This window comes from Psychromicrobium silvestre, assembly GCF_013408295.1.
Classification (GTDB): Bacteria; Actinomycetota; Actinomycetes; order Actinomycetales; family Micrococcaceae; genus Renibacterium; species Renibacterium silvestre.
In genome coordinates, this window is record NZ_JACBYQ010000002.1 from 278,572 (window position 1) to 299,345 (window position 20,774).

A 20,774-nucleotide genomic window follows, 5' to 3' on the forward strand; every position below is an offset into this window, starting at 1 on the left:
AATTATGAACATGGGGAGAACTCCCCTACCCGGCCAAGCCGTCCAGAAGAGAAAATCCTCCCCTGGTATGAAAGCCCCTAGATTCCGGGCCAAAAACACCGAAAAAGCGCGTCTTCCGTCACCTTGAGCAGTCGCGCACAGCCTTGTCACAGTATGTCCAGTCATGGTGAATTGATGGATACCACCGTTTTACCCCGGCTCGACCCCGACGATCTGCGTCGCCGTCCTGCTGCTTACCGACCACCCCGGCGCCGACGGATCCGCCCGCTGAGCACCGTCGTCGTGATCATCTTGAGCCTTGGCCTCGCCTTGGTGCTGGCAGGGCACCGCTGGCTCCCCGACGTTGGCGAATGGACCCTCGCACTGGAGAGTTTCCTGCCGTGGCTAGGGCTACTGAGTCTGCTGTTGTTGATCCCGGCGACCCGGTCCCGCTCTTTCCTAGCTTGGACGGCTTGGCTGGTTCCGGTGGTGGTCTGGTGCTTCGTTTTTGTGCCAGCCATTTTGCCCGGTGGAGCCACTGCGACCGGTCAGGGTTCGCTCACCGTAGCAACTCAGAATCTGCAAGGTTACAACGGCTCGCTCTCTGCAAGCTCAGCACTGATCGCTCAAGACGCCGATATTGTGGCGCTGCAGGAAATGAAGTCCGCCGAGGCGCTGAATGAGTTGGCCGCTAAATATCCCTATCAGCAACAAGCAGGCACAGTGGCGCTGCTCAGCAAGTTCCCGTTCAAGGATTCTGAGTCACTTGCCCTGAACGGCTTCGCCTCGTTGCGCTCCCTGCACGCCACGGTGCAAACCCCCTCGGGCGAGGTGAGTGTCTATGTGGTGCACGGTGCCTCGGTGAGCGGGGGCGACCACACCGCGCGCGACGCGATGCTGAGCGACCTACAGGGGCGGGTCAGTCAGGACACCAGCAGTCGGCTGTTGGTATTGGGTGATTTCAATGCTGCCCCAAGTGACCGCGTTATGGACGGTTTCAACCAGCAACTGCAGGAGAAACTTGCCAGCAACGGCGGATTCGGCTTTAGCTGGCCCTCGAAGTTTCCGGCCACCCGCCCGGATCACATTCTGAGCAAAGGCCTGAACATCAAAGAGTCCTCGGTGCTGGCTCCGATCGGCAGTGACCACTTAGGCCTAGCCGGAAGCTTCACCTTCTAACCCCTCTTCTCCCCGGCTCCCTACCCAGTTGTCCCATTGGGTGTTGCTGGTGTGGCAGAAGTATGTTCACGGACGCCACATCAGCCACTCCCTTAACACCCAGTGGGATAGCTGGGAGGAGGTTGAGGGGTTTGGGGTTAGATTTTGCGGTGGGGGTGCCAGACCACGACGGCTTGGCTCCTGGCGCGCGGACGTTCGCCTCTGTTGAGACTCACCACGTCACCGGCCAAGCCCGCTGCGAAAATTCGGGCAGCGTCACCGCGCTCCTTGAGCTGATCGCCCAGCTCCCGGACCTTGGCCTGCAGGGCCGCCACCTGGTTCTCTAGCTCCAGGATCCGTTTGATCCCTTCCAAGGAAACCCCGGACTGGGAGAGCCGCTGCACCTCGCGGAGCAGATTCACATCGTGCTGCGAGTAGCGCCTGGACCGGCCGGGAGCCCGGCTGGGTGAAACCAGACCGAGCCGGTCGTACTGACGCAAGGTCTGCGGATGCATCTCGGCCAGCTCGGCAGCCACCGAGATAACGAAGATCGGAGCATATTCGTCCGCAGACATGGTTACAGCTTTGCTTTCGCGGCCAGCTCAGCCCTCGGGTCGCCGTCGGCCGTTGCAGCGGCAAAATCCTTGACCGCCTGCTCGGCTTCCTTGCTCAGCTTCTGCGGGGTGACCAGATCCACGGTAACCAATAAATCACCGGTAGTCTTCGCCGTTTTAATGCCCTTGCCCTTGACGCGCAGGGTGCGCCCGGAAGGGGTGCCTGCCGGGATGCGTACCTTGACCGATTCGGCGTCCAAGGTTGGCACGGTGATATCCGCGCCTAGGGCCGCCTCCGGGAAGGTCACCGGAACGTGGATCCGAATGTTATCGCCATCGCGGGTGAAAAAATCGTGAGCTTTGACATGTACGGCGACCATCAGGTCACCCGGGCCAGCCGAACCAGCTTGTCCTTTTCCACGAACCCGGACCTTCTGGCCGTCTTTAATGCCGGCCGGAATCCGTACCTCGATCACCTCACCGGAGGGTTCTTTCAACCCAATGGTGGTGCCTTTGATGGAACCGGAGAAGGAAATTGTGGTCTGCGCCTGACGATCCGCACCTTTGGTGGGTCGTGGCTGCTGATAGCCCTGGTAGGCTCCGCCGAAAATATCGGCAAATTCTGGAGGTAGTCCGGAGGCATCGAAGCTGCTGTTCCGGCCGCTGCGCTGGTTGTTAAAAAGGCCGCCAAACATATCGTCGAAGCCAGCGCCGCCCTGCGCACCGGCACCGCCGGCACTAAATCGGGCACCCGAACCCATCGCTCGAACCGCGTCGTACTGCTCGCGGTCCTCCGCATTGGAGAGCACCGAATAAGCCTCGGAAATGTCCTTGAACTTCTTCTCCGCCGCCGGATCGCTCTGGTTCTGATCCGGGTGGTGCTTACGCGCCAGCTTGCGGTATTCCTTCTTGATGTCCGCCGCGGAAGCATCCTTGGAGACACCGAGGATCGCGTAAAAGTCCTTGTCGACCCAATCCTGACTAGCCAAGGTATCTCCCTTCGTAAGTATCGATATTCAAGCTGAGGGTTGCTCCAGCTGTTTTTGTAGCCCCGCATCGCGAGCCCCCGCGTGGCGCGTCAGCGACACGCGAAGCCTCGTGTCTAAGGGGCGGAAAACCGCTGGAGCAACCGTAATTATTCCGGAACGGCCACAATCACTTGAGCCGCCCGGAGCACCCGGTCACCTTTACGGTAGCCGGAACGGAGCACCTGGCTAACCGAATCAACCTGAACCTCAGCATTGGGCTGCTGAATAAGCGCCTCATGCACGGTTGGATCGAAAGGCACCGCTGTTTCATCGATGCGTTCCAGTCCGTAGGTCTGCAACGCAGTTTCCAGCTTCACCGCGATGGCCGCGAACGGGCCATCGGTGAGATCGCCATGCGCCCTAGCCGCGTCCACGTCGTCCAGCACCGGCAACAGCGAGTTAAGGACGCCGACGACGGCGCTCTCCCCCGCCACGGCACGGTCCCGTTCGACGCGCTTGCGGTAGTTGACGTACTCCGCTTGCAGGCGGAGTAAATCATTCTTCAGCTCGGCGGCATCATCCTGGCCTTGGCCAGACAACGCCGTGCCCTGAGCCACCGATTCCTCGGCGGGCACCTCGGCGTTGTTCAGGATGTCCTCGACCTGGGCTAGCGGATCTTCCGTGTTTTCAGCCGCCTCCTCGCCGGAGTTCCCCTGGTCGCCGGAGTCCTCAGAGCCCTGCGGGTAGTTATTGTCGTGATCCGACATGACTACCTACTTCTTCTCGTCTTCGTCAACGATTTCGGCGTCGACGATATCTTCGTCAGAAGAGGAGTTAGCCTTGGCTTCGCCGGCCGGAGCTTCGGCACCAGCAGCATCTGCGCCCTCGGCCTGAGCGGAAGCGTAAATCGCCTCACCCAGCTTGGTCTGCGAGGCCTGCAGCCTCTCGGAAGCAGCCTTTACGGCGTCCTCATCGGTACCGGCAAGCGCAGCCTTGAGGGCTTCGACGTCGGCCTTGACCTCGGTCTTGACTTCTTCGGGCAGCTTGTCGTCATTCTCGGAGAGAATCTTGTCCACCGAGTAGGCGAGCTGCTCAGCGCTGTTGCGGATCTCGGCCTGCTCGCGGCGGGCCTTGTCCTCGGCAGCGTGCTCTTCGGCTTCCTTGACCATCCGGTCAATATCTTCCTTGGAGAGGCTGGAACCGCCGGTGATGGTCATCGACTGCTCCTTGCCGGTGCCCTTGTCCTTTGCAGAAACGTGCACAATGCCGTTGGCGTCGATGTCAAAGGTGACCTCAACCTGCGGCACGCCGCGCGGAGCCGGAGCGATGCCGGTCAGCTCGAAGGTGCCCAGCGGCTTGTTATCCCGGGTGAACTCGCGCTCGCCCTGGAAGACCTGGATAGCCACGGAAGGCTGATTGTCGTCAGCGGTAGTGAAGGTCTCGGACCGCTTGGTCGGGATCGCGGTGTTGCGTTCGATCAGCTTGGTCATCACGCCACCCTTGGTCTCGATACCGAGAGACAAGGGGGTGACGTCGATCAGCAGCACGTCCTTACGCTCACCCTTCAGCACACCAGCCTGGAGGGCAGCGCCGACGGCGACTACCTCGTCCGGGTTGACGCCCTTATTGGGCTCCTTGCCACCGGCAAGCTGCTTGACCAGTTCGGTCACTGCGGGCATCCGGGTGGAACCACCAACCAGCACGATGTGGTCGATATCGGAAACCTTAATGCCAGCCTCGGAAATCACGTCGTGGAACGGCTTCTTGGTGCGCTCCAGAAGATCAGAGGTGAGTTCCTGGAACTTCGCTCGGGTCAGCTGCTCGTCCAAGTGCACCGGTCCATCGGGTGTGACGGAAAGGTACTGCAGGGAGATGTTGGTGCTGGTGGCCGAGGAGAGTTCCTTCTTGGCCTGCTCCGAAGCTTCGCGCAGACGCTGCAGGGCGATCTTGTCCTTGGAGAGATCGATACCCTTCAGCTTGAGCTGGCTCAGCAAGTAGTCCACAACGCGCTGATCCCAGTCGTCGCCGCCCAGTCGGTTATCACCAGCGGTGGAGCGCACCTGGATGGTGGAGAAGCCGTCGTCGTCCTTGCCAACTTCCAGCAGGGAGACGTCGAAGGTGCCGCCGCCGAGGTCGAAGACCAGGATGAGTTCGTCTTCCTTGCCCTTATCCAGACCATAGGCCAGCGCGGCCGCGGTCGGCTCGTTGACGATACGCAGCACGTTGAGGCCCGCGATCTCACCGGCTTCCTTGGTGGCCTGACGCTCGGCGTCGTTGAAGTAGGCCGGGACGGTGATTACCGCATCGGTGACCTTCTCACCCAGGTAGCTCTCGGCGTCGTTCTTGAGCTTCATCAAGGTACGAGCGGAGATTTCCTGCGGGGTGTACTTCTTATCGTCGATCGCGATAGTCCAGTCAGTGCCCATATGGCGCTTAACCGAAGCAATGGTGCGGTCGATGTTGTTCACTGCCTGGCGCTTGGCGATTTCGCCAACCAGGACCTCGCCGCTCTTAGAGAAGGCGACGACGGAGGGGGTGGTGCGGCCACCCTCAGCGTTCGCAATAACGGTGGGCTCGCCACCTTCGAGGACGGAAACCACCGAGTTAGTGGTTCCCAGGTCAATACCTACTGCTCGTGACATGGTGTTCCTTTCAAGTTGAGTGCTCTGACGTCAACTTTACTCTTGAGTCGAGTCTTGTCAAGTTGAAGTTGAGTCAAGTGCGCTCAAGTCTTTCACGAGTTCGTCACATTCGTTGGCAGCCACTCAGGATTGAAGTAACGTAGGCCCAATCTTGTGACCAACTGAAGGGACGTCACACTTGGGCAGTCACCTAGAAGCCATAGGGTTCGACGTCGAGAGTCGAGAAGATTTCAAGGAACTCATTCGCTCACTGACAAGATTCGGTGTTCATCGGAGGATCAGCAGCGAGGCATCCCTGACCGTCTGGACCGACCCCTCAGGTGCCCGATTTGTGACTCAAACACGCCGCCAGCAAGGCAGCTCAGCCCTGCCCTGCATCGCCGGCTCCACCAAAGAAGTAGCCGTTGGGGATGTACACCTGGTGAGCGTCGATACCGCAATGATGGAGCTACTCGACGGCCCTGGCGGGGATCTACTCTGCCCCATAGCCGTCGACCTAGAAGACAGCTTTGTCCTGGCAGAACTAGGTGGAAGCGTCCGCAAAGGGAGCCTGTCACTTGCCGCACTCGCCGAAGAGGTTGACCTCCACACCGATCAAGAAAATTACTACGCCTCCCAGACAGGCGATGCACAATTTTCCGCCGGCTTCTTTATCCCTTCGGGCACGTTCCCCGCCAATCCAGAACAACCCGATTGGAAACCCTCCGCCACGGCAATCTTTGCCGGTGAAGTACTTCGCTGCTCCATGCAAATAAATAGCTTCAGCGGAAAGGAGTTCTGTTTGGCCACGGTGCGCACCATAGGAGACGTTACGCTGGACGTCGCGATCGCCAAGAAGGACCTCCGCTGGGTACCCGTTCCCGGCAATATCATCGATGGCCAGTTCTTCCTGACCGGGAGTCTCGGCTTGGAAAGCCCGGAAGCCTAGGGACTCATAACCGGCTAGTTTCCATCTAAGGAAAGTTCCAAGAGTGGAAAATACAACGAGAACAGCGAAGCTCGACTCGACGCCATATTTCTGCCCTGACACACCACCGTCAACCAGCAATGGCGCACCCGCAGCCTGGAACCCACCGGTTTCCGCCAGCTCAAGGACTGGACTCAGCACACTACAAGAACCAGAAAAGATAAAGGACCAAGATCATGACTGAACTACTGAGCGAAATCATCGAAAACGGCCTCATTCTGAGCCGCGATTTCCAAGCACCCCAGAACTCGTTTTCCGAGCCCACGCTGAGTCCGATTTAATCAGCCAATGGTGGGGACCCGAAGGATTCCCGGTGAACAACTCGACGATGGACTTCCGCGCCGGTGGCGAGTGGATTTACAGCATGCGCAGCGACGAATTCTGGACCGACGCCTTCTGCGACTCCTCGGGCAAAATCAGCGAGGATCTGCCTCAGGGCCGCTCCACCCTCACCTTCACCGAGCACGACGGCATCACCATCTCCTTCAACCAGCTCGATAACCTCCTGGTGAAGTTGCAGGGCTAAGCCCAAAGAGCCCAGAACAAGAAGAACGCCGGACCCGCTCAATGCAGCAGGTCCGGCGTTCTTATGTCAAAAGCGGCTACTCCCCGTCGTAGGCCTTCTGTAGATCGGCGATGATTAGCTTCTGCTGCCCCATCAGGACGTTCATGGCTCGCTGCGCCCCCTCGGCATCCGGGCCGCCAATCAAGCTGGGCAAGACCGAGGGAACCACTTGCCAGGAGAGCCCGTACTTATCCTTGAGCCAACCACACTGACTTTCCTCGCCGCCCTCGGCGATCAGCCGATCCCAGTAGTAATCGACCTCATCCTGATCCGCGCAATCAATCTGTAGTGAGATCGCTTCGGTGAACTTGAAGATCGGGCCACCATTGAGCGCGGTAAAACGCTGTCCGTCCAGCTCGAAGTCGACGGTTAGTGCGGTACCCGCGGGGAACGGAGCACCTTCGCCGTAGTAACTGGTGTTATTGATCTTCGAGTTCTTGAAAATGCCGCAGTAATATTCGGCGGCTTCCGCTGCCTGGGTATCAAACCATAGGCAATTGGTAATAGCGGTCATGGGTTTTCCTTCCGTGTTTTCGGGATGTTTTCCGGCCACGGCGTGGTCAGTTTGAGTGTAGTACGAGCGATATGACGAGACAATGACTCAGGCATACTCACGACGGCGAAAACTCACCTAACATGGCCCTATGCAACTCTCGCTCTGGCTGGCCCTGTTGGCCGCCTGCCTGCTGATTAGCTTCACCCCGGGGGCCGGAGCAATCAACACGATGAGCAACTCGCTCAGCTCCGGATTTCGGCGGTCCCTTTGGGGCATCCTGGGCCAGCAAATAGCGCTGCTCATTCAGATTGCCATTGTGGCAGCGGGAGTTGGCTTGCTGGTTTCCTCCTCCCCTATCGCCTTCCATGTGATTCGCTATGCCGGTGCCGCCTATCTGGTCTACCTAGGCATCCGAAAACTCCTGGCAAAGCCTGCCGATGCCGCGGAAGAGAAGGACAAAGCCAGCCAGGAAAGCGCCTTCTCCATGCTGCGCCGCGGCTTCTGGGTGAATCTGCTGAACCCTAAAGCCATCGTCTTCTTCCTGGCCTTTGTGCCACAGTTCATCCGCCCGGACCAGCCCCTGCTGCCCCAGTATTTGGTACTGGCAGCTACCGTGGTGCTGGTCGACGTCGTGGTGATGTGGCTGTTCTTCGCCGCCGCCGCCCGCTCGCTCCGCCGCTTCACCGAGAGCCAACGAGGCGAAAAGACGCTCAACCGCACCTTCGGCGGCCTCTTCGTGGGTGCCGGAGTATTGCTCGCCGTGGTTTAGGCATCCGCTCATTACGATGGAAAGATGACAGCCCCCAACCCCGAGCAGCTTGTTGTCGCCATTTGTGCACCCCTGGAACCCGAGCTGGTTGAGCAGATTCGTAGCGGTTCACCGGAGGTGACCGTACTCTACGAACCGGAGTTGCTGCCGCCGGAACGCTTCCCGGCAGATCATTCCGGCGATCCTGACTTCCAGCGATCTGCGGAACAGCAGGAACGCTATTGGGCGAATATCCGCCGGGCAGATGTGCTGTACGGCTTGCCCGATGAATCACCAGCGGGCTTGGCCCGGGCGGTTCGGGAGAATCCCCGGCTGCGCTGGGTCCATGCGATGGCCGCAGGGGCTGGCGGTTCGGTGCGAGCCGCTGAGCTGACACCCGAAGAACTGGCCCGGGTCACCGTGACCACCTCGGCAGGGGTGCATGCCCTGCCCTTGGCGGAGTTTGCCCTGATGGGCCTGCTGAACGGTTTCAAAAGGGTCGCCGAACTCCAGGCGGATCAACGTGCCCAGCGCTGGCCAACACCGCGGGTGCCCACCCGCCTGCTTTCGGGCTCTCGGCTGGTGATCGCCGGATTGGGTGAAATCGGCGTGGAAACCGCCCGGTTAGCCAAGGCGCTCGGTATGTCGGTGAGCGGTAGCAAACGCGAGGTCACCCCGATCACTGGCATCGATTCGGTAGTTCCAAATAGCGGTCTGCCCGGACTAGTTTCCGAAGCGGATGCCGTGGTCAGCACCCTGCCGGGAACTCCTTATACAGAGCACCTTTTCGATGCCGAGATGTTCTCGCACTTCAAACCGGGCACGGTTTTCGTCAATGTCGGGCGCGGCTCGGTGGTCGATGAGGCTGCGCTACTCTCGGCGCTGGATGATGGAACGGTCAGTTATGCCTGCCTCGATGTTTTCGAGCAGGAGCCACTCCCCGGCTCAAGTCCACTTTGGAAGCATCCACGGGTACTGGTTTCGCCGCATACCTCGGCGCTAAGCCTGGCGGAGAACCGACTGATCGCGGAACGTTTTAGCTCAAACCTTGCGTTATTCCGCGCCGGGAAAACGATGCCGCACGCGGTTGATCCGGTCTATTTCTACTGAGCCTCTACTGGGTTTTGCCCGTTTTCCGGTCGCTGAGGACCTCGGCAAGCATGCGATGCCCCTGTGCCTCGAAGCCCTCGTCCGCTACCTGATAGGCCCAGGCCGCAGTGCCGATCGCCTCCCGGACCCGATTACGGTACCAGGCTCCGGGTTCGCGCGGATCGGAACCGTAACCATCGAGAAATGCTTCTTCTAGCCTAGGGTTCCTGCGGAAATCCTGGGCGGCGAGCCGGGCAAAGTCGGACATGGCCGGGCGGAGCGCGGCTCGGCCGAAGTCGATAATCCGAATTGCGTCCTGATCCACCAGCCAGTTTCGCGGCTGCCAGTCACCGTGGGTAGGCACCAAGAGCACGGGCGACGTCGGCCACGAAGAGAGCTCCTCCCCCAGCCATCGCTCCAGCTCCGGCGCTATCCGATGCGGGCCATCAAGCCAACGGATCGACCGCTGGTTCTCAGCTGCCTCGTAGTCGTCGTCCCGAACGGCGGCCTGCTTGTGCAGAAGCGCCAGCAACTTTCCGGCCTGCCGATAGCTCTCCGGATCCTCCGCCGCTGGCGTTCCCAGCACCAGTTCTCCCGGAAGATAACCGGTGACCAAGAGGTTCGCTTCGAGGTCAAAGTGCCGAAGAATCGGTGCAAACCCACCAGAGCTCCAGGGCTCAAGCCAGTTCAAGTGTGCTTGCACCTCGCGGCCAATGTGGTGGTCGGTGGGTCCGCCTGCTTTAACGATGAACCGGTCCCCGGCTTGACTCAGTTCAAGAACGGCTCGATCAACCTGCCCCCAGCTGTGGTCATGCTCAAGGACCGCGCCGGGAAACCATTCGTCCAGCAACCTTCGCTGCCGGGTACTGAGATTCTGATGATCAAGGGGCATCTCTTTATCTTAAGGACCACGCCTCGAGGGCTCCGACTAAGTCCAAATGACAGCGCATTCAGCCAGCCTGGTTAGGATGGCAGAACCATGAGCGAGAAAACTCCCACCGTCTACGATGTCGCGGCGCACGCCGGGGTCTCGATAGCCACCGTCTCCCGGGTGCTGCGCAGGCCCGACGATGTGCGCGAAGCGACCCGAGCCAAGGTGCTGGCCTCGGTGCGGGAACTAGGGTACCTGCCCAGTGCAAGCGCACGCGGACTGGCCGCACGACGAACCGGGGTGATCGGAATCTTCTTCCCTGGCTTCGATGCTGCCTGGGAAATCCCGGCTCTCTCCGATGCCGAGGACGGCTTGGTCCGGATGGTGCGGGACAGCGATGACCAATGGGGGCAGCGTCCGCCCGATCTGTATTTCGATGCTGTGCTGCGCGGCGCCGAGTTGGAAGCCTGGCGACGTGGGCTGGTACTCATGGTCGGCGTCGGGCGCGGCGCGGACCCGGAGGCAGTGGTGCGAGATATCGCCGGGCGGGTGGATGGGCTGGTGGTGCTTGCCCGCAGCGTTCCGGACGAGGTGCTTTCCAGCATCGCGCATCGGATTCCGGTTACCCTGCTCGCGGGGCCGCGGCGGGGCGACGACTTCGACCATGTTTCGGTGGCGAATTCGGAGGGCATGCGAGCCCTTACCCAACACCTGATTTCCACCCTCGGAGTCAGCGCACCGCGCTACGTGGGCGGCCCGGCAGACTCTCCCGACGACGTCGAACGCTATGCCGGATATTGCGAGGCGCTGCGCCTGGCCGGGGTAGATCCGGCCACCGTGCCGCCGCTGCGGGCGGAGTTTCGGCGTGAGATTGCCCGCGAACTGGCTCAGCAATTGCTGGCCGAGGGAACCTTGCCGCGAGCGCTGATCTGCGCGAATGATCAGATGGCATTGGGCATATTGGATGTACTCAACCGTGCTGGCATCGCGGTGCCAGGCGAGGTGATCGTCACCGGTTTTGACGGGATCGACGCCGGCCGAGCCAGCGTGCCGCCACTCACCACGGTGTTTCAACCGATGGAGACGCTGGGCCGCGAGGCGGTGCGGATGATGGCAGATCGGCTGGATGCCCCAGAGTCAGAACCGGTGAGCAAGCGACTGCCGGTCACCGTGTTGCTGCGAGGAAGTTCGGAAGGCTGAACCAGGCTAGCCTGATCCCCCGCCCCGCCAAGAAGGCGAGCTCAGGGGCGTCAGCAGCTCAGACTCTCACGGAAAACCCTTGCCATCACTTAATGTATGCGCTTACAATCACAGTACAGCCCCACCACATCACGACAATATGGGGCTTCAGTGAGGACGAAACGTGTCAATGACGATGCAACACCCGGGTCAAGACAGCCCGCACCGGCTCCGCCGTTCCGGTAGTAACCCCCGGCGTAAGCTCACGGCCATAGGCACCGTCGCCTTACTGGCGCTACTCCTGCCAGCCGCGCTGGCAGGCTGCTCGATCAAGATCACCAGCCAACCGGACCCCTCGATCCCCAAGGACACCATGCTTCTTGCCGCAGACAAGGGCACCCCCATGATGGAGCGAAACTTCAATCCGTACCTGAGCAATAAACGGGCCGCCGCCACCTACATCTACGAGCCCCTGTTGGTCACCAACGCCCTCGACGGCAAGCAAACGCCGTGGCTCGCCTCCGGTTTCAGCCAACCCAACGCCAGCACCATCGATTACACCATCCGCGACGGCGTGAAATGGTCGGACGGCCAGGCCTTCACCGCTCAGGACGTCAAGTTCACCTTCGAGCTGCTGAAAAAGTACCCCACCCTTGACCTTCAGGGTGCCTGGCAGCATATCGACAGCCTCACGGTCGAGGATCGCGGCGCCCAGGGCCAGCACCTCATGGTGAAACTCAAAGGTGATGACGCACCCGCCCAGTCGATCATCTCGCTGACCATGATCGTCCCGGAACATATCTGGAAGGACCAGCCAAACCCGGACACCTGGCGGAACCCGAATCCGGTGGGAACCGGGCCGTATACGCTGGGCAATTTCGCCGCCCAGCAGTACACCATGGATAAGAACCCGAATTACTGGCAGGCGGACAAAATCCAGGTGAACCACCTGGTGCTCCCCGCCTCCACCAGCCAACTCGACGTGGTCACCAAGGGCTTCGACTGGGCCTATGCCTATATGAGCAACGTTCAGGGCACCTGGGAGGCCGCCAATCCCGGCAATAAATACTGGTTTCCGCCGGGCGGGGTGATCAGCTTGCTGCCCAATCTGACCAAGGCACCCTTTAACGATCTGAACTTCCGGCAAGGCCTCTCACTGGCTCTCGACCGGGACAAAATCGCCGGCGTAGCCACCGAGAACTATATGCAAGCGGCCGGTCAGACCGGGTTATTGCTGCCCAACCAGCAAGACCAGCTTGACCCCTCGATTCCGGATCAAGGCAAGATCAAGCAAAACACCGCGGCGGCCCTGCAAGCCTTCGCCAAAGCCGGCTACACCCAAAAAGACGGCAAACTTGTTAACGACGCCGGGAAGCAGCTGAGTTTCTCCATCACCACCGCGAATGGCTACTCGGACTGGCTGCGAGCGGTCCAGGAAGTCCGCAAGCAACTCACCGCCCTTGGTGTCCAGGTTGATATTAAGCAGCCTCAGCCCGCCGGTTACCAACAAGCCATCCAGAACGGCGACTTCGATCTCACCCTTGGCAGCATGGGCGGCGGCGATATTTTCCAGGGCTACAACAATCTGCTTTCCAGTGAGTTCTACGCCCCGGTGGGCAAACAGACAGCGGCGAACTTCCAACGCTTTAAGGACCCAGCGGTGGACGCCCTCTTGGATCAATACAAGAAGACCATCGATCCAAAGCAGCAGACCAAGCTGAACTACCAATTGGAGCAAGCGGTCTACACCAAACTTCCGGTGATTGGCCTGTACTACGGCGGTCTCTGGGGGCTGTACAACACCTCGAAGTTCACCGGTTGGCCCGATGCTAAAGACCCTTACGCCCCACCACAGACCTATAACTCCACCCCGCTGCTGGTCTTTACCCACCTCAAGCTCGCGGACGCCGATGCCCCGAAGGAGGGCTGACCGTGCGCTATATCGCCCGTAAACTCGGCCTCTTCGTGCTTACCCTCTGGGCCGCCGTCACCCTTAATTTCCTGCTTCCCAGGATGATGCCCGGCTCGCCTACCGATGCAGCCATCGCCAAGCTCTCCCAGAATGGTCCCATCACGGCGGCCACCCGGGCAGCCATCGAGGCACAACTCGGCGTACCCAATGGCAATCTCTGGGACCAGTATGTGAATTACCTACACCAGGTAGTGACGCTCGACTTCGGCGTCTCCTACACCTTCTACCCGCAGTCGGTCTCCGAATTGATCGGCCAGGCCTTCCCCTACACCGTGCTGCTGGTCGGCGTGGTGACCGTGATCGCCTTTGTGATCGGAACCCTGATCGGGGTGCTGGCGGCTTGGCGGCGCAATACCTGGGCCGATGCGCTACCCACCCTGAGCGGCAGCTTCCTGAGCACCTTCCCCTACTTCTGGACGGCGCTACTGCTGCTGTTCTTCCTGGGTTATGTGCTGCACTGGTTTCCCACTTCGGGGGCGTACGGCCCCACCGCAAGCCCGGCATTCAGTTGGGATTTCACCGTGGACGCGCTTTATCACGCGCTACTACCTGCCCTCACCATCCTGCTGACCTCCCTGGGCGGTTGGATCCTAGGGATGCGTAATGCGATGATTGGCACCCTGGGCGATGACTATGTCACCTTCGCCCAGGCCAATGGTTTGAAGGGCCGCACCGTTGCACTGAGGTACGCGGCGCGGAACGCGATCCTGCCCAATCTGACCGGCTTCGGTCTGGCTTTGGGCGGCGTGGTGGGTGGCTCCATTCTGGTGGAACAGGTGTTCGGCTATCCCGGCATCGGTTACCTGCTTTTCAATTCGGTGATCGGTCAGGACTACCCGCTCATGCAGGCGCTGTTCCTGTTGATCACGGTCAGCGTGCTGATCGCCAATTTCATCGTCGACATTCTGTACGGTGTGCTCGACCCGCGGACCAGGAGATGAGGACTCGCCGATGAGTGCGAATCAAGCAATTGACGCTCCGCCAACGGAGACCACAAGCCACCGGCCCGGCGCCTTCGCCGTCGTCGGCCGGATCGCCTCCACGCTCTGGTCCAACTGGAAGTCCCGGCTGGGCCTGATCATCCTGGCTGTCTTTATTCTGGTAGCGATCTTCGCACCGTTACTGGCCCCCTATGGCGCAAGTGACGATGGCTTCCCGCGGAATGCTGACGCCAGCGCGGAGCATTGGATGGGCACGACGGCGGCCGGCGAGGATGTGCTGAGCCAACTCATCTTCGGTGCCCGGATCAGTGTGCTGGTGGGCTTCCTGGCTGGTGTGCTTTCCACCGCTATCGCGGTGCTGATCGGCCTGAGCTGGGGTTATATTCGGGGTTTTGGAGCTGAGGTAGTGGGCTTCATCGTGAACCTCTTCCTGGTTGTCCCGGGTATGCCGCTGATGATCGTTATCGCGGCCTATCTGCAAAACGGCGGCCTGGCAATGATCATTGCGGTGATCACCATCACCGGCTGGGCTTGGGGTGCCAGGGTGCTGCGTAGCCAGACTCAATCGCTGCGTTCCCGGGACTTCGTCACCGCGGCCCGGTTCTCCGGGGATAGCGGCTTCCGGGTGGTCTTCAGCGAGATCCTGCCGAATATGACCTCAATTATCGTGGGCAGTTTCTTCGGTGCAGCCACCGCGGCTATTTTGGCCGAAGCCGGTCTGGAATTCCTGGGCCTGGGCGATTCCAGCTTGGTCTCCTGGGGCACCATCTTGTACTGGGCGCAGAATTCGAATGCGCTGCTCACCGGTCAATGGATCCTGCTCTTCGCCCCCGGTCTGTGCATTGCGCTGCTGGCGATGAGTCTGACCCTGATCAATTTCGGTGTCGATGCGATCGGCAATCCCCGCCTACACGAGGGCAAATCTTCGCGTGCCGCCAAGAAATCAACACCCAGCACACCCAACAAGTTGAACAGGGCGGCCCAGTGAATAAGCATCAAGCGGTAGAGAACCCGGAGGCACTACTGGACGTCCGCGACCTCTCGGTGGTCTACGAATCCTCGGGTCAGCAGGCCGTCCAGGCCGTGGACCACGTCTCCTTCACCGTCCGCAAGGGTGAGTTCATTGGCCTGGTCGGTGAATCCGGCTCCGGAAAATCCACCCTGGGCTTTGCCATCACGCGTCTGCAGAAACCTCCGGCGCGCACTAACGGGGGTGAGATTCGTTTTGCTGGCCGGGATATCCGGGAACTGAATGAGGAGCAATTGCGCCAGCAACGCCAGGGCGGCTTCGCCATGGTGCTGCAATCCGGAATGAACGCCCTCAATCCGGTGCGCAGCATCCGCAACCATTTCGTGGACATCTTCCGGGCACACCGGCACGTTGCCAAAGAACAGTGGGACACCCGGATGGCCGAGCTGGTGAGCAAGGTTGAGTTGAGCCCGGAGGTACTCGGCCGCTATCCCGGAGAACTCTCCGGCGGTATGCGGCAACGCGTTTCGATTGCTTTGGCGCTTTCCCTGGAACCCGAGCTGATGGTCTTCGATGAGCCAACCACGGCGCTCGATGTCCTGGTACAGCACGCCATTATGGATACCATCCGCTCACTACAGGCTGCCGAGGGTTTCACCGCAATCCTGATCAGCCACGATCTGGGCATTGTCCTGGAGGTGACCGAGCGAGTGCTGGTGATGCACGAAGGTCGGATCGTGGAGGATTCCTCTAGCGAGAACATCCTGGAAAGCCCCCAGCACGAATACACCAAGATGCTGCTGAGCCACTATGCCGATCCGCGCGCAGAGGTGATTGAGCTTCCGGGCTTCGGCGTCTCCCAAGCCAGAACAGCGCAGGACGACGGCGAACGGCAGCAAAAGCTGGCCGCGCAAGCATCCATTGTGGTCGAGAAAGTCTCCAAGACTTACCCCGGGCCGCGCCGCGGCGAACCTGAGGTGCAGGCGCTCTCCGAGGTGAGTTTCCGGCTGGAGCCTGGGGAATCCCTCGCCCTGGTGGGCGCCTCCGGCAGCGGCAAATCGACGCTGGCCAAGCTGATCACCGGGGTGGAAAAACCGTCGGCAGGCGGCGTGCACTTTGGCGAGACCTCGATTCCAGAGCTCGGCAGGCGTGGTCTACGCGAGGTGCATCGCAAGGTGCAGATGGTCTTCCAAGACCCCTACGCCGCACTCAATCCACTGCATACCGTGGAACACACGCTGAGCCGTCCGATCCGAAATTTCACTGAATTGCGTGACACCGCGGCCAGGCACCGCGTACGCGAGCTACTGGAAACCGTGGGTTTAACCCCGGTAGAGCAATTCGCCCAGAAACTACCGCACCAGCTCTCCGGCGGCCAACGCCAGCGCGTGGTGATTGCCAGGGCTTTAGCCAGCAATCCGCAGGTGCTGATCGCCGACGAACCGGTGTCCATGCTGGATGTCACGTTGCGCGCCGGCGTGCTTGCGCTGCTGCGCGACCTGCGTCAGGAACGCGGGCTGAGCCTGCTCTACATCACCCACGATCTACTCAGCGCCCGCTTGGTCACCGACAACATCATGGTGCTAGAGAAGGGGCAGGTGGTGGAGCGTGGCGTTACCGCCGAGGTGCTGCAACACCCCAGCCACGACTACACCGTCCGACTATTGGATGCGGTCCCCAACCCCCGCCGCGGCATCACGGAGCTTGCCCAATGAATCAAATCAGCTCGCCGAGCCGCTCACTTAGCAGAATCGAACCGTTTGGTAGTCACCCGATACCTCTAGGCGTCGAGGTCCTTGGCTTACCCGCCGCCGTCGGCATCTTGACCGCGCTACACGCCGCTCCACGGGTGCCCCTTGACCGGGTACCTGCCGAAGGTGTTCCATCCGGGACGGTGCTAATAGTCCCAGGATTCACCGGCTCCAAGGAGGACTTCCTCAGCTTCTTACCGCTACTTGCCGAACGTGGCTGGAATGTCTGGGCCTATAGCCAGCGAGGTCAGGCGGATTCCGCTGCTCCTGCCGGCGTGGAGAATTACACCCTAGATCGGATGGCTGCCGATGCGGTTGAAGTGGCTTCGCTCATTGGCCCCGGCCCGATTCACCTGCTCGGTCACAGCCTGGGCGGCGTGATTGCCTCGGCAGCCGCGATAGCAGCGCCGTCGAACTTCAAAAGCCTCACCATGTTCTGTTCCGGGCCGCATGGCTGGCCAGACCGGCAGCAGCAGACCACGGATACCGTATCGAAAACCGGCAGCCTGGGGCTCTGGGAACGGGTTAACCCAGGGTTAGTCAATGCCAGCGATGCCCAGCTGGGACCGGAAATGGCGTTCCTACGGGTACGCGCTGCCCACACCTCAAGCGATAATCTGCTGGCCGGTGCGGAGATCCTACGGAACCATCAAGATCCCAGTGCAGCGCTCTGCGACTCCGGCCTGCCCGTCCTGGTAACCCACGGTGAGGACGATAAGGCCTGGCCCCAAGACTGGCAACAGCAGTTGGCGGAGGATATCGGCGAGCGCGCCCAGTACCGGGTGATTCCCGGTGGCGCACACTCGCCGCAGCTCGAATCGCCACGGGCAACCGCCGAAGCCCTGGACGCCTTCTGGCGTTCGATCTGATATTTCACAAGAAGCTTCAAACTAAGGAGAACCCATGCTCAGTTTCCCCGACGGATTCCTCTGGGGCGCGGCCACCGCTGCTCACCAGATCGAGGGAAACAATGTGAATAGCGATTGGTGGGTCAAGGAGCACACTCCCGGTACCACCATCGTCGAACCCAGTGGGGACGCGGCGGATAGCTATCATCGTTACCGCGAGGATATGAAGCTACTGGCCGATGCCGGACTGAACACCTATCGCTTCTCCATCGAATGGTCGCGGATTGAGCCGGAGCGCGACTTCGTCTCACGGGCCGCCATCGATCATTACCGGCGGATGGTTGAAGCCGCACACGAGTTCGGGCTGAATCCGGTGGTCACGCTGATGCACTTCACGGTGCCGCGTTGGATGCACGAGGCCGGTTTTTGGCGCAACCCAGAGGCTCCCGAGCTCTTCGCCCGCTACACCGAGCTCGCCCTGCCGGTGGTTTCCGAGGGGGTGGACTACGTCTGCACGATCAACGAACCGAATATCGCTGCCATGCTGGCCGGAGGTGAGGACGCCTCAAATCTGGTGTCTTACGGGCTGCCGAACCCGGATCTCCAGGTGGCGGATGCGCTTTTGGAGTCCCATCACCGCTCGCAGGAGGTGCTGTCCTCGGTGTCCGGCCTGAAGACCGGCTGGACGGTAGCTACTCAGGCCTTCCACTCCACCGGCGAACCCGGCATCGATGGCGGGCCGAGTGCAGACGAAAAACTGCGCGAATACGGCTACCCTCGGGACGACTGGTACCTGGAGCAGGCCGCCGGAGACGACTTCATTGGCGTGCAGGCCTACACCCGGACCTTCATCGGCCCGCAGGGGCCGCTGCCGGTTTCCGCCGAGGCGGAGACCACGCTGACCGGCTGGGAGTTCTACCCGCCCGCACTGGAACTGGGAGTGCGTAGCGCCTGGGAGCTCTCCGGCGGGGTGCCGGTGATGGTGACCGAGAACGGTATTGCCACCGCCGATGACAACCGTCGGATCGCCTATACCGAGGGCGCTCTGCAAGGCTTGCACTCGGCCATCGCCGACGGCGTGGAGGTGCTGGGCTATCTGCATTGGAGTGCCCTGGACAATTACGAATGGGCCAGCGGCTATCGGCCTACCTTCGGCCTGATCGCCTTCGACCATGAGACCTTTGAGCGGCAGCCGAAGCCCTCGCTGGGCTGGCTAGGCTCGGTGGCTCAGCGGAACGCTTTGGGCTGACTCCGAGTGGGCCTGCTCTGGAGGGCTGTGGGATAGCATCGGAGAATGTCGGCAATGATTTCCCTTCCTGGCTTCCCCAACTTTCGTGACCTCGGCGGCTTAGCGCTTGTCTCCGGAGGCACGACGGCGGCCGGCCGGGTTTTGCGTTCCGCGGCGGCCACCAGCCTCAGTAGTGAGCAATTATTGGCGGCTCAGGTGGGGAAGGTGCGTTTCATCGACCTGAGATCGGTCACCGAAACAGTCGCCACCCCGCATGCGCTTCGAAACTTATCGCAGTATCTGAACCTGCCGATCATCGATCCAGCCCGGGAACATGAGTTCAATCCGGGAAACTCCAGCTTGGGAGAGATCTACGCCAAGAGCCTGGTCCGAAATGCCAAGACCATCTCGACCATCCTGGCTGAGATTGCCGCCGTCGAAGGCCCGGTGCTGGTTTCTTGTGCAGCCGGGAAGGACCGTACCGGAATGATCTGCGCCCTGCTGTTGGATGCTGCCGGGGTGGAGCCGGCTGCGATCCGAGCGGATTACCAGGCCGGGGAGAATGGTGCCAAGGGTGAGGATATCGAGTACATGCTGACCTCGATACATCGTGAGTTCGGCTCAATCACGGGATATTTTGAATTCTTGGGATTGAGTTCTGATGAGGTCGCTTCGCTGTCCTCGCGATTGGCTTAGGAGCCGTCGCCTTCGCTGGCCGAGGCGAGCCATAGGGCGATCAGGGCTTTGGTGATACTTTCCCTGACCGCGAGGTCCTGGACAATGCCTTGTTGGTCGATCACCGAACGCGGCGTTGGGGCCGTCAGACATGCCCCCTCGATCAGCCGAGCCTCGGTGTATTCCAGCACGGTTCGTAGCGAAAGGTAGGTTCGTTCCGCTCGGCCGGGGTTACTGGAGGGATTGATCCAGCCGCTTGGCTTGTCCGAGATTTCGGTTCCGCCGATGGTCCATTCCAGCAGGTTTTTCAGGGCTCCCGGCATCGCACCGGCGTATTCCGGAGTGCTGAAGAGCAGGGCATCTGCGTTCGCGATCTGGTTTCTTAGCTCCGCGACCGGCTCCGGCAGGGGTTCCCTATCGAGGTCTGGGTTGAAGTGTGGCAGCGTGGCTAAGCCTTGGTAGATCGAGGTTTCAACGTCTTTTACCGCCGGCTCTGTCTGCGCCAATCCTGTGTGGGCTAATCCTGTTTGGGCCAGCTCGGCCGCGGTCGCCAGCACCGCGGAATTGACCGAGCCAAGACGCACGCTGCCACTAATCAGAAGGATCCGGAAACTCATCTCAAGACTCCTTAGACCTCTTGGCCATTCTCTGGCCGCGCTGCATCCGAAGCACGGTGTTCATCACGGCTATCAGGAACATCACCACCACAGCCACCCAGAAAACCCAGAGTTCCAAATGAAGTTCCTCCACCAGTTCAAAGGTCTCCTTGACCGCGATCAAAAAAGCTCCGGCAGCAACGTAAACCCAGCCCGTGGCCTTGCTGATAAAGGACAGCAGTACGCGTGCATCCTCGGCGGGCAGGTGGGAGAAGTATTCGCGCTTATTGCGGTTGTTGCGGTTATTTTCCAGAATGATCTTCACCGGCGGCAAAAGCCACCACCAGGCAGACACCGCGTGCAGAGTGTCGGGCACCGAACGGTCCATTAAGTAACGCTTGCCGGCCGCCTCGTGTTCGCGCAGCTCAACTGCCGCCTGGAAGATCGGCCCGGCCACCAGAAGCCAGCCACCGACAAAACCCGCCACCGCCATCAATAACTCCATCGGAACATCGTAAGCCAGGAAGCTCGGCGGCGAGATCGGCCGCCCCATACAACGCCTCGGTAGAGTGGAGAC

General features: G+C 60.7%; 21 protein-coding genes. 13 read left to right on the plus strand and 8 right to left on the minus strand.

The features are described from left to right. Positions 1–174 precede the first annotated feature (174 nt). Positions 175–1,158 carry an endonuclease/exonuclease/phosphatase family protein gene (locus tag FHU41_RS09325; protein ID WP_179389414.1) on the plus strand — a complete coding sequence of 328 codons (984 nt, stop codon included), beginning with the start codon at positions 175–177 and terminating at the stop codon, positions 1,156–1,158. Between the two features lie 137 nt (positions 1,159–1,295). On the opposite strand, the gene FHU41_RS09330 is transcribed toward FHU41_RS09325, so the two are convergent. From FHU41_RS09330 to dnaK, 4 genes are all read right to left on the minus strand, one after another. Next, positions 1,296–1,712, minus strand: coding sequence for a heat shock protein transcriptional repressor HspR (locus tag FHU41_RS09330; RefSeq protein WP_179389415.1), 417 nt, complete (start codon positions 1,710–1,712; stop codon positions 1,296–1,298). A gap of 2 nt (positions 1,713–1,714) precedes the next feature. After that, entirely contained in the window at positions 1,715–2,680 is a 966-nt protein-coding gene (locus FHU41_RS09335; protein WP_179389416.1) for a DnaJ C-terminal domain-containing protein, read from the minus strand. A gap of 146 nt (positions 2,681–2,826) precedes the next feature. Then, positions 2,827–3,426, minus strand: a complete 600-nt coding sequence (locus tag FHU41_RS09340; RefSeq protein ID WP_179389417.1) for a nucleotide exchange factor GrpE — start codon at positions 3,424–3,426, stop codon at positions 2,827–2,829. Between the two features lie 6 nt (positions 3,427–3,432). After that, complete coding sequence (dnaK, locus tag FHU41_RS09345) at positions 3,433–5,301, minus strand: molecular chaperone DnaK (protein WP_179389418.1); 1,869 nt, start codon at positions 5,299–5,301, stop codon at positions 3,433–3,435. A 331-nt stretch (positions 5,302–5,632) separates the two neighbouring features. Between dnaK and FHU41_RS09350 the strand changes: the two genes are divergently transcribed. Beyond that, positions 5,633–6,229: a hypothetical protein gene (locus FHU41_RS09350; protein ID WP_218847190.1), complete on the plus strand. Its 597-nt coding sequence runs from the start codon at positions 5,633–5,635 to the stop codon at positions 6,227–6,229. 319 nt (positions 6,230–6,548) lie between these two features. Then, a complete protein-coding gene (locus FHU41_RS09355) occupies positions 6,549–6,794 on the plus strand; it encodes a hypothetical protein (RefSeq protein ID WP_179390385.1) in 246 nt (81 codons plus the stop codon). A gap of 76 nt (positions 6,795–6,870) precedes the next feature. Here FHU41_RS09355 and FHU41_RS09360 read toward each other — a convergent pair whose 3' ends face one another. Continuing rightward, the gene (locus FHU41_RS09360) at positions 6,871–7,347 is read right to left on the minus strand and encodes a VOC family protein (RefSeq protein ID WP_179389420.1); all 477 of its coding nucleotides are present in this window, start codon (positions 7,345–7,347) and stop codon (positions 6,871–6,873) included. 130 nt (positions 7,348–7,477) lie between these two features. On the opposite strand from FHU41_RS09360, the gene FHU41_RS09365 reads away from it, so the two are divergent. Continuing rightward, complete coding sequence (locus FHU41_RS09365) at positions 7,478–8,098, plus strand: LysE family transporter (RefSeq protein ID WP_179389421.1); 621 nt, start codon at positions 7,478–7,480, stop codon at positions 8,096–8,098. Between the two features lie 24 nt (positions 8,099–8,122). After that, on the plus strand, positions 8,123–9,187 hold the full coding sequence (locus tag FHU41_RS09370; RefSeq protein ID WP_179389422.1) for a D-2-hydroxyacid dehydrogenase: 1,065 nt from the start codon (positions 8,123–8,125) through the stop codon (positions 9,185–9,187). 4 nt (positions 9,188–9,191) lie between these two features. On the opposite strand, the gene FHU41_RS09375 is transcribed toward FHU41_RS09370, so the two are convergent. Then, the gene (locus FHU41_RS09375; protein WP_179389423.1) at positions 9,192–10,058 is read right to left on the minus strand and encodes a phosphotransferase; all 867 of its coding nucleotides are present in this window, start codon (positions 10,056–10,058) and stop codon (positions 9,192–9,194) included. 87 nt (positions 10,059–10,145) lie between these two features. On the opposite strand from FHU41_RS09375, the gene FHU41_RS09380 reads away from it, so the two are divergent. The 8 genes from FHU41_RS09380 to FHU41_RS09415 all read left to right on the plus strand — a co-directional run bounded on the left by FHU41_RS09380 (position 10,146) and on the right by FHU41_RS09415 (position 19,622). Further along, a complete protein-coding gene (locus FHU41_RS09380) occupies positions 10,146–11,237 on the plus strand; it encodes a LacI family DNA-binding transcriptional regulator (protein ID WP_179389424.1) in 1,092 nt (363 codons plus the stop codon). Positions 11,238–11,406: 169 nt separating this feature from the next. Then, on the plus strand, positions 11,407–13,146 hold the full coding sequence (locus FHU41_RS09385; protein WP_246279587.1) for an ABC transporter substrate-binding protein: 1,740 nt from the start codon (positions 11,407–11,409) through the stop codon (positions 13,144–13,146). 2 nt (positions 13,147–13,148) lie between these two features. Beyond that, positions 13,149–14,129, plus strand: coding sequence for an ABC transporter permease subunit (locus tag FHU41_RS09390; RefSeq protein WP_179389425.1), 981 nt, complete (start codon positions 13,149–13,151; stop codon positions 14,127–14,129). Positions 14,130–14,139: 10 nt separating this feature from the next. Beyond that, complete coding sequence (locus FHU41_RS09395; RefSeq protein ID WP_179389426.1) at positions 14,140–15,117, plus strand: ABC transporter permease; 978 nt, start codon at positions 14,140–14,142, stop codon at positions 15,115–15,117. Then, positions 15,114–16,814, plus strand: coding sequence for a dipeptide ABC transporter ATP-binding protein (locus tag FHU41_RS09400; protein ID WP_179389189.1), 1,701 nt, complete (start codon positions 15,114–15,116; stop codon positions 16,812–16,814). The genes FHU41_RS09395 and FHU41_RS09400 overlap by 4 nt, the downstream gene beginning before the upstream one ends. After that, on the plus strand, positions 16,811–17,719 hold the full coding sequence (locus tag FHU41_RS09405) for an alpha/beta fold hydrolase (protein WP_179389427.1): 909 nt from the start codon (positions 16,811–16,813) through the stop codon (positions 17,717–17,719). The genes FHU41_RS09400 and FHU41_RS09405 overlap by 4 nt, the downstream gene beginning before the upstream one ends. 34 nt (positions 17,720–17,753) lie before the next feature. After that, positions 17,754–18,947, plus strand: coding sequence for a glycoside hydrolase family 1 protein (locus FHU41_RS09410; RefSeq protein ID WP_179389428.1), 1,194 nt, complete (start codon positions 17,754–17,756; stop codon positions 18,945–18,947). 45 nt (positions 18,948–18,992) lie between these two features. Next, positions 18,993–19,622 carry a tyrosine-protein phosphatase gene (locus FHU41_RS09415; RefSeq protein ID WP_179389429.1) on the plus strand — a complete coding sequence of 210 codons (630 nt, stop codon included), beginning with the start codon at positions 18,993–18,995 and terminating at the stop codon, positions 19,620–19,622. Here FHU41_RS09415 and FHU41_RS09420 read toward each other — a convergent pair. Both FHU41_RS09420 and FHU41_RS09425 read right to left on the minus strand, forming a co-directional pair. After that, positions 19,619–20,218 (minus strand): NADPH-dependent FMN reductase, encoded by a 600-nt coding sequence (locus tag FHU41_RS09420; RefSeq protein WP_179389430.1) that lies wholly within the window; start codon positions 20,216–20,218, stop codon positions 19,619–19,621. The two genes, FHU41_RS09415 and FHU41_RS09420, sit on opposite strands and share 4 nt — an antisense overlap. Before the next feature lies 1 nt (position 20,219). Continuing rightward, on the minus strand, positions 20,220–20,750 hold the full coding sequence (locus FHU41_RS09425) for a hypothetical protein (protein ID WP_179389431.1): 531 nt from the start codon (positions 20,748–20,750) through the stop codon (positions 20,220–20,222). Between the last annotated feature and the right edge of the window lie 24 nt (positions 20,751–20,774).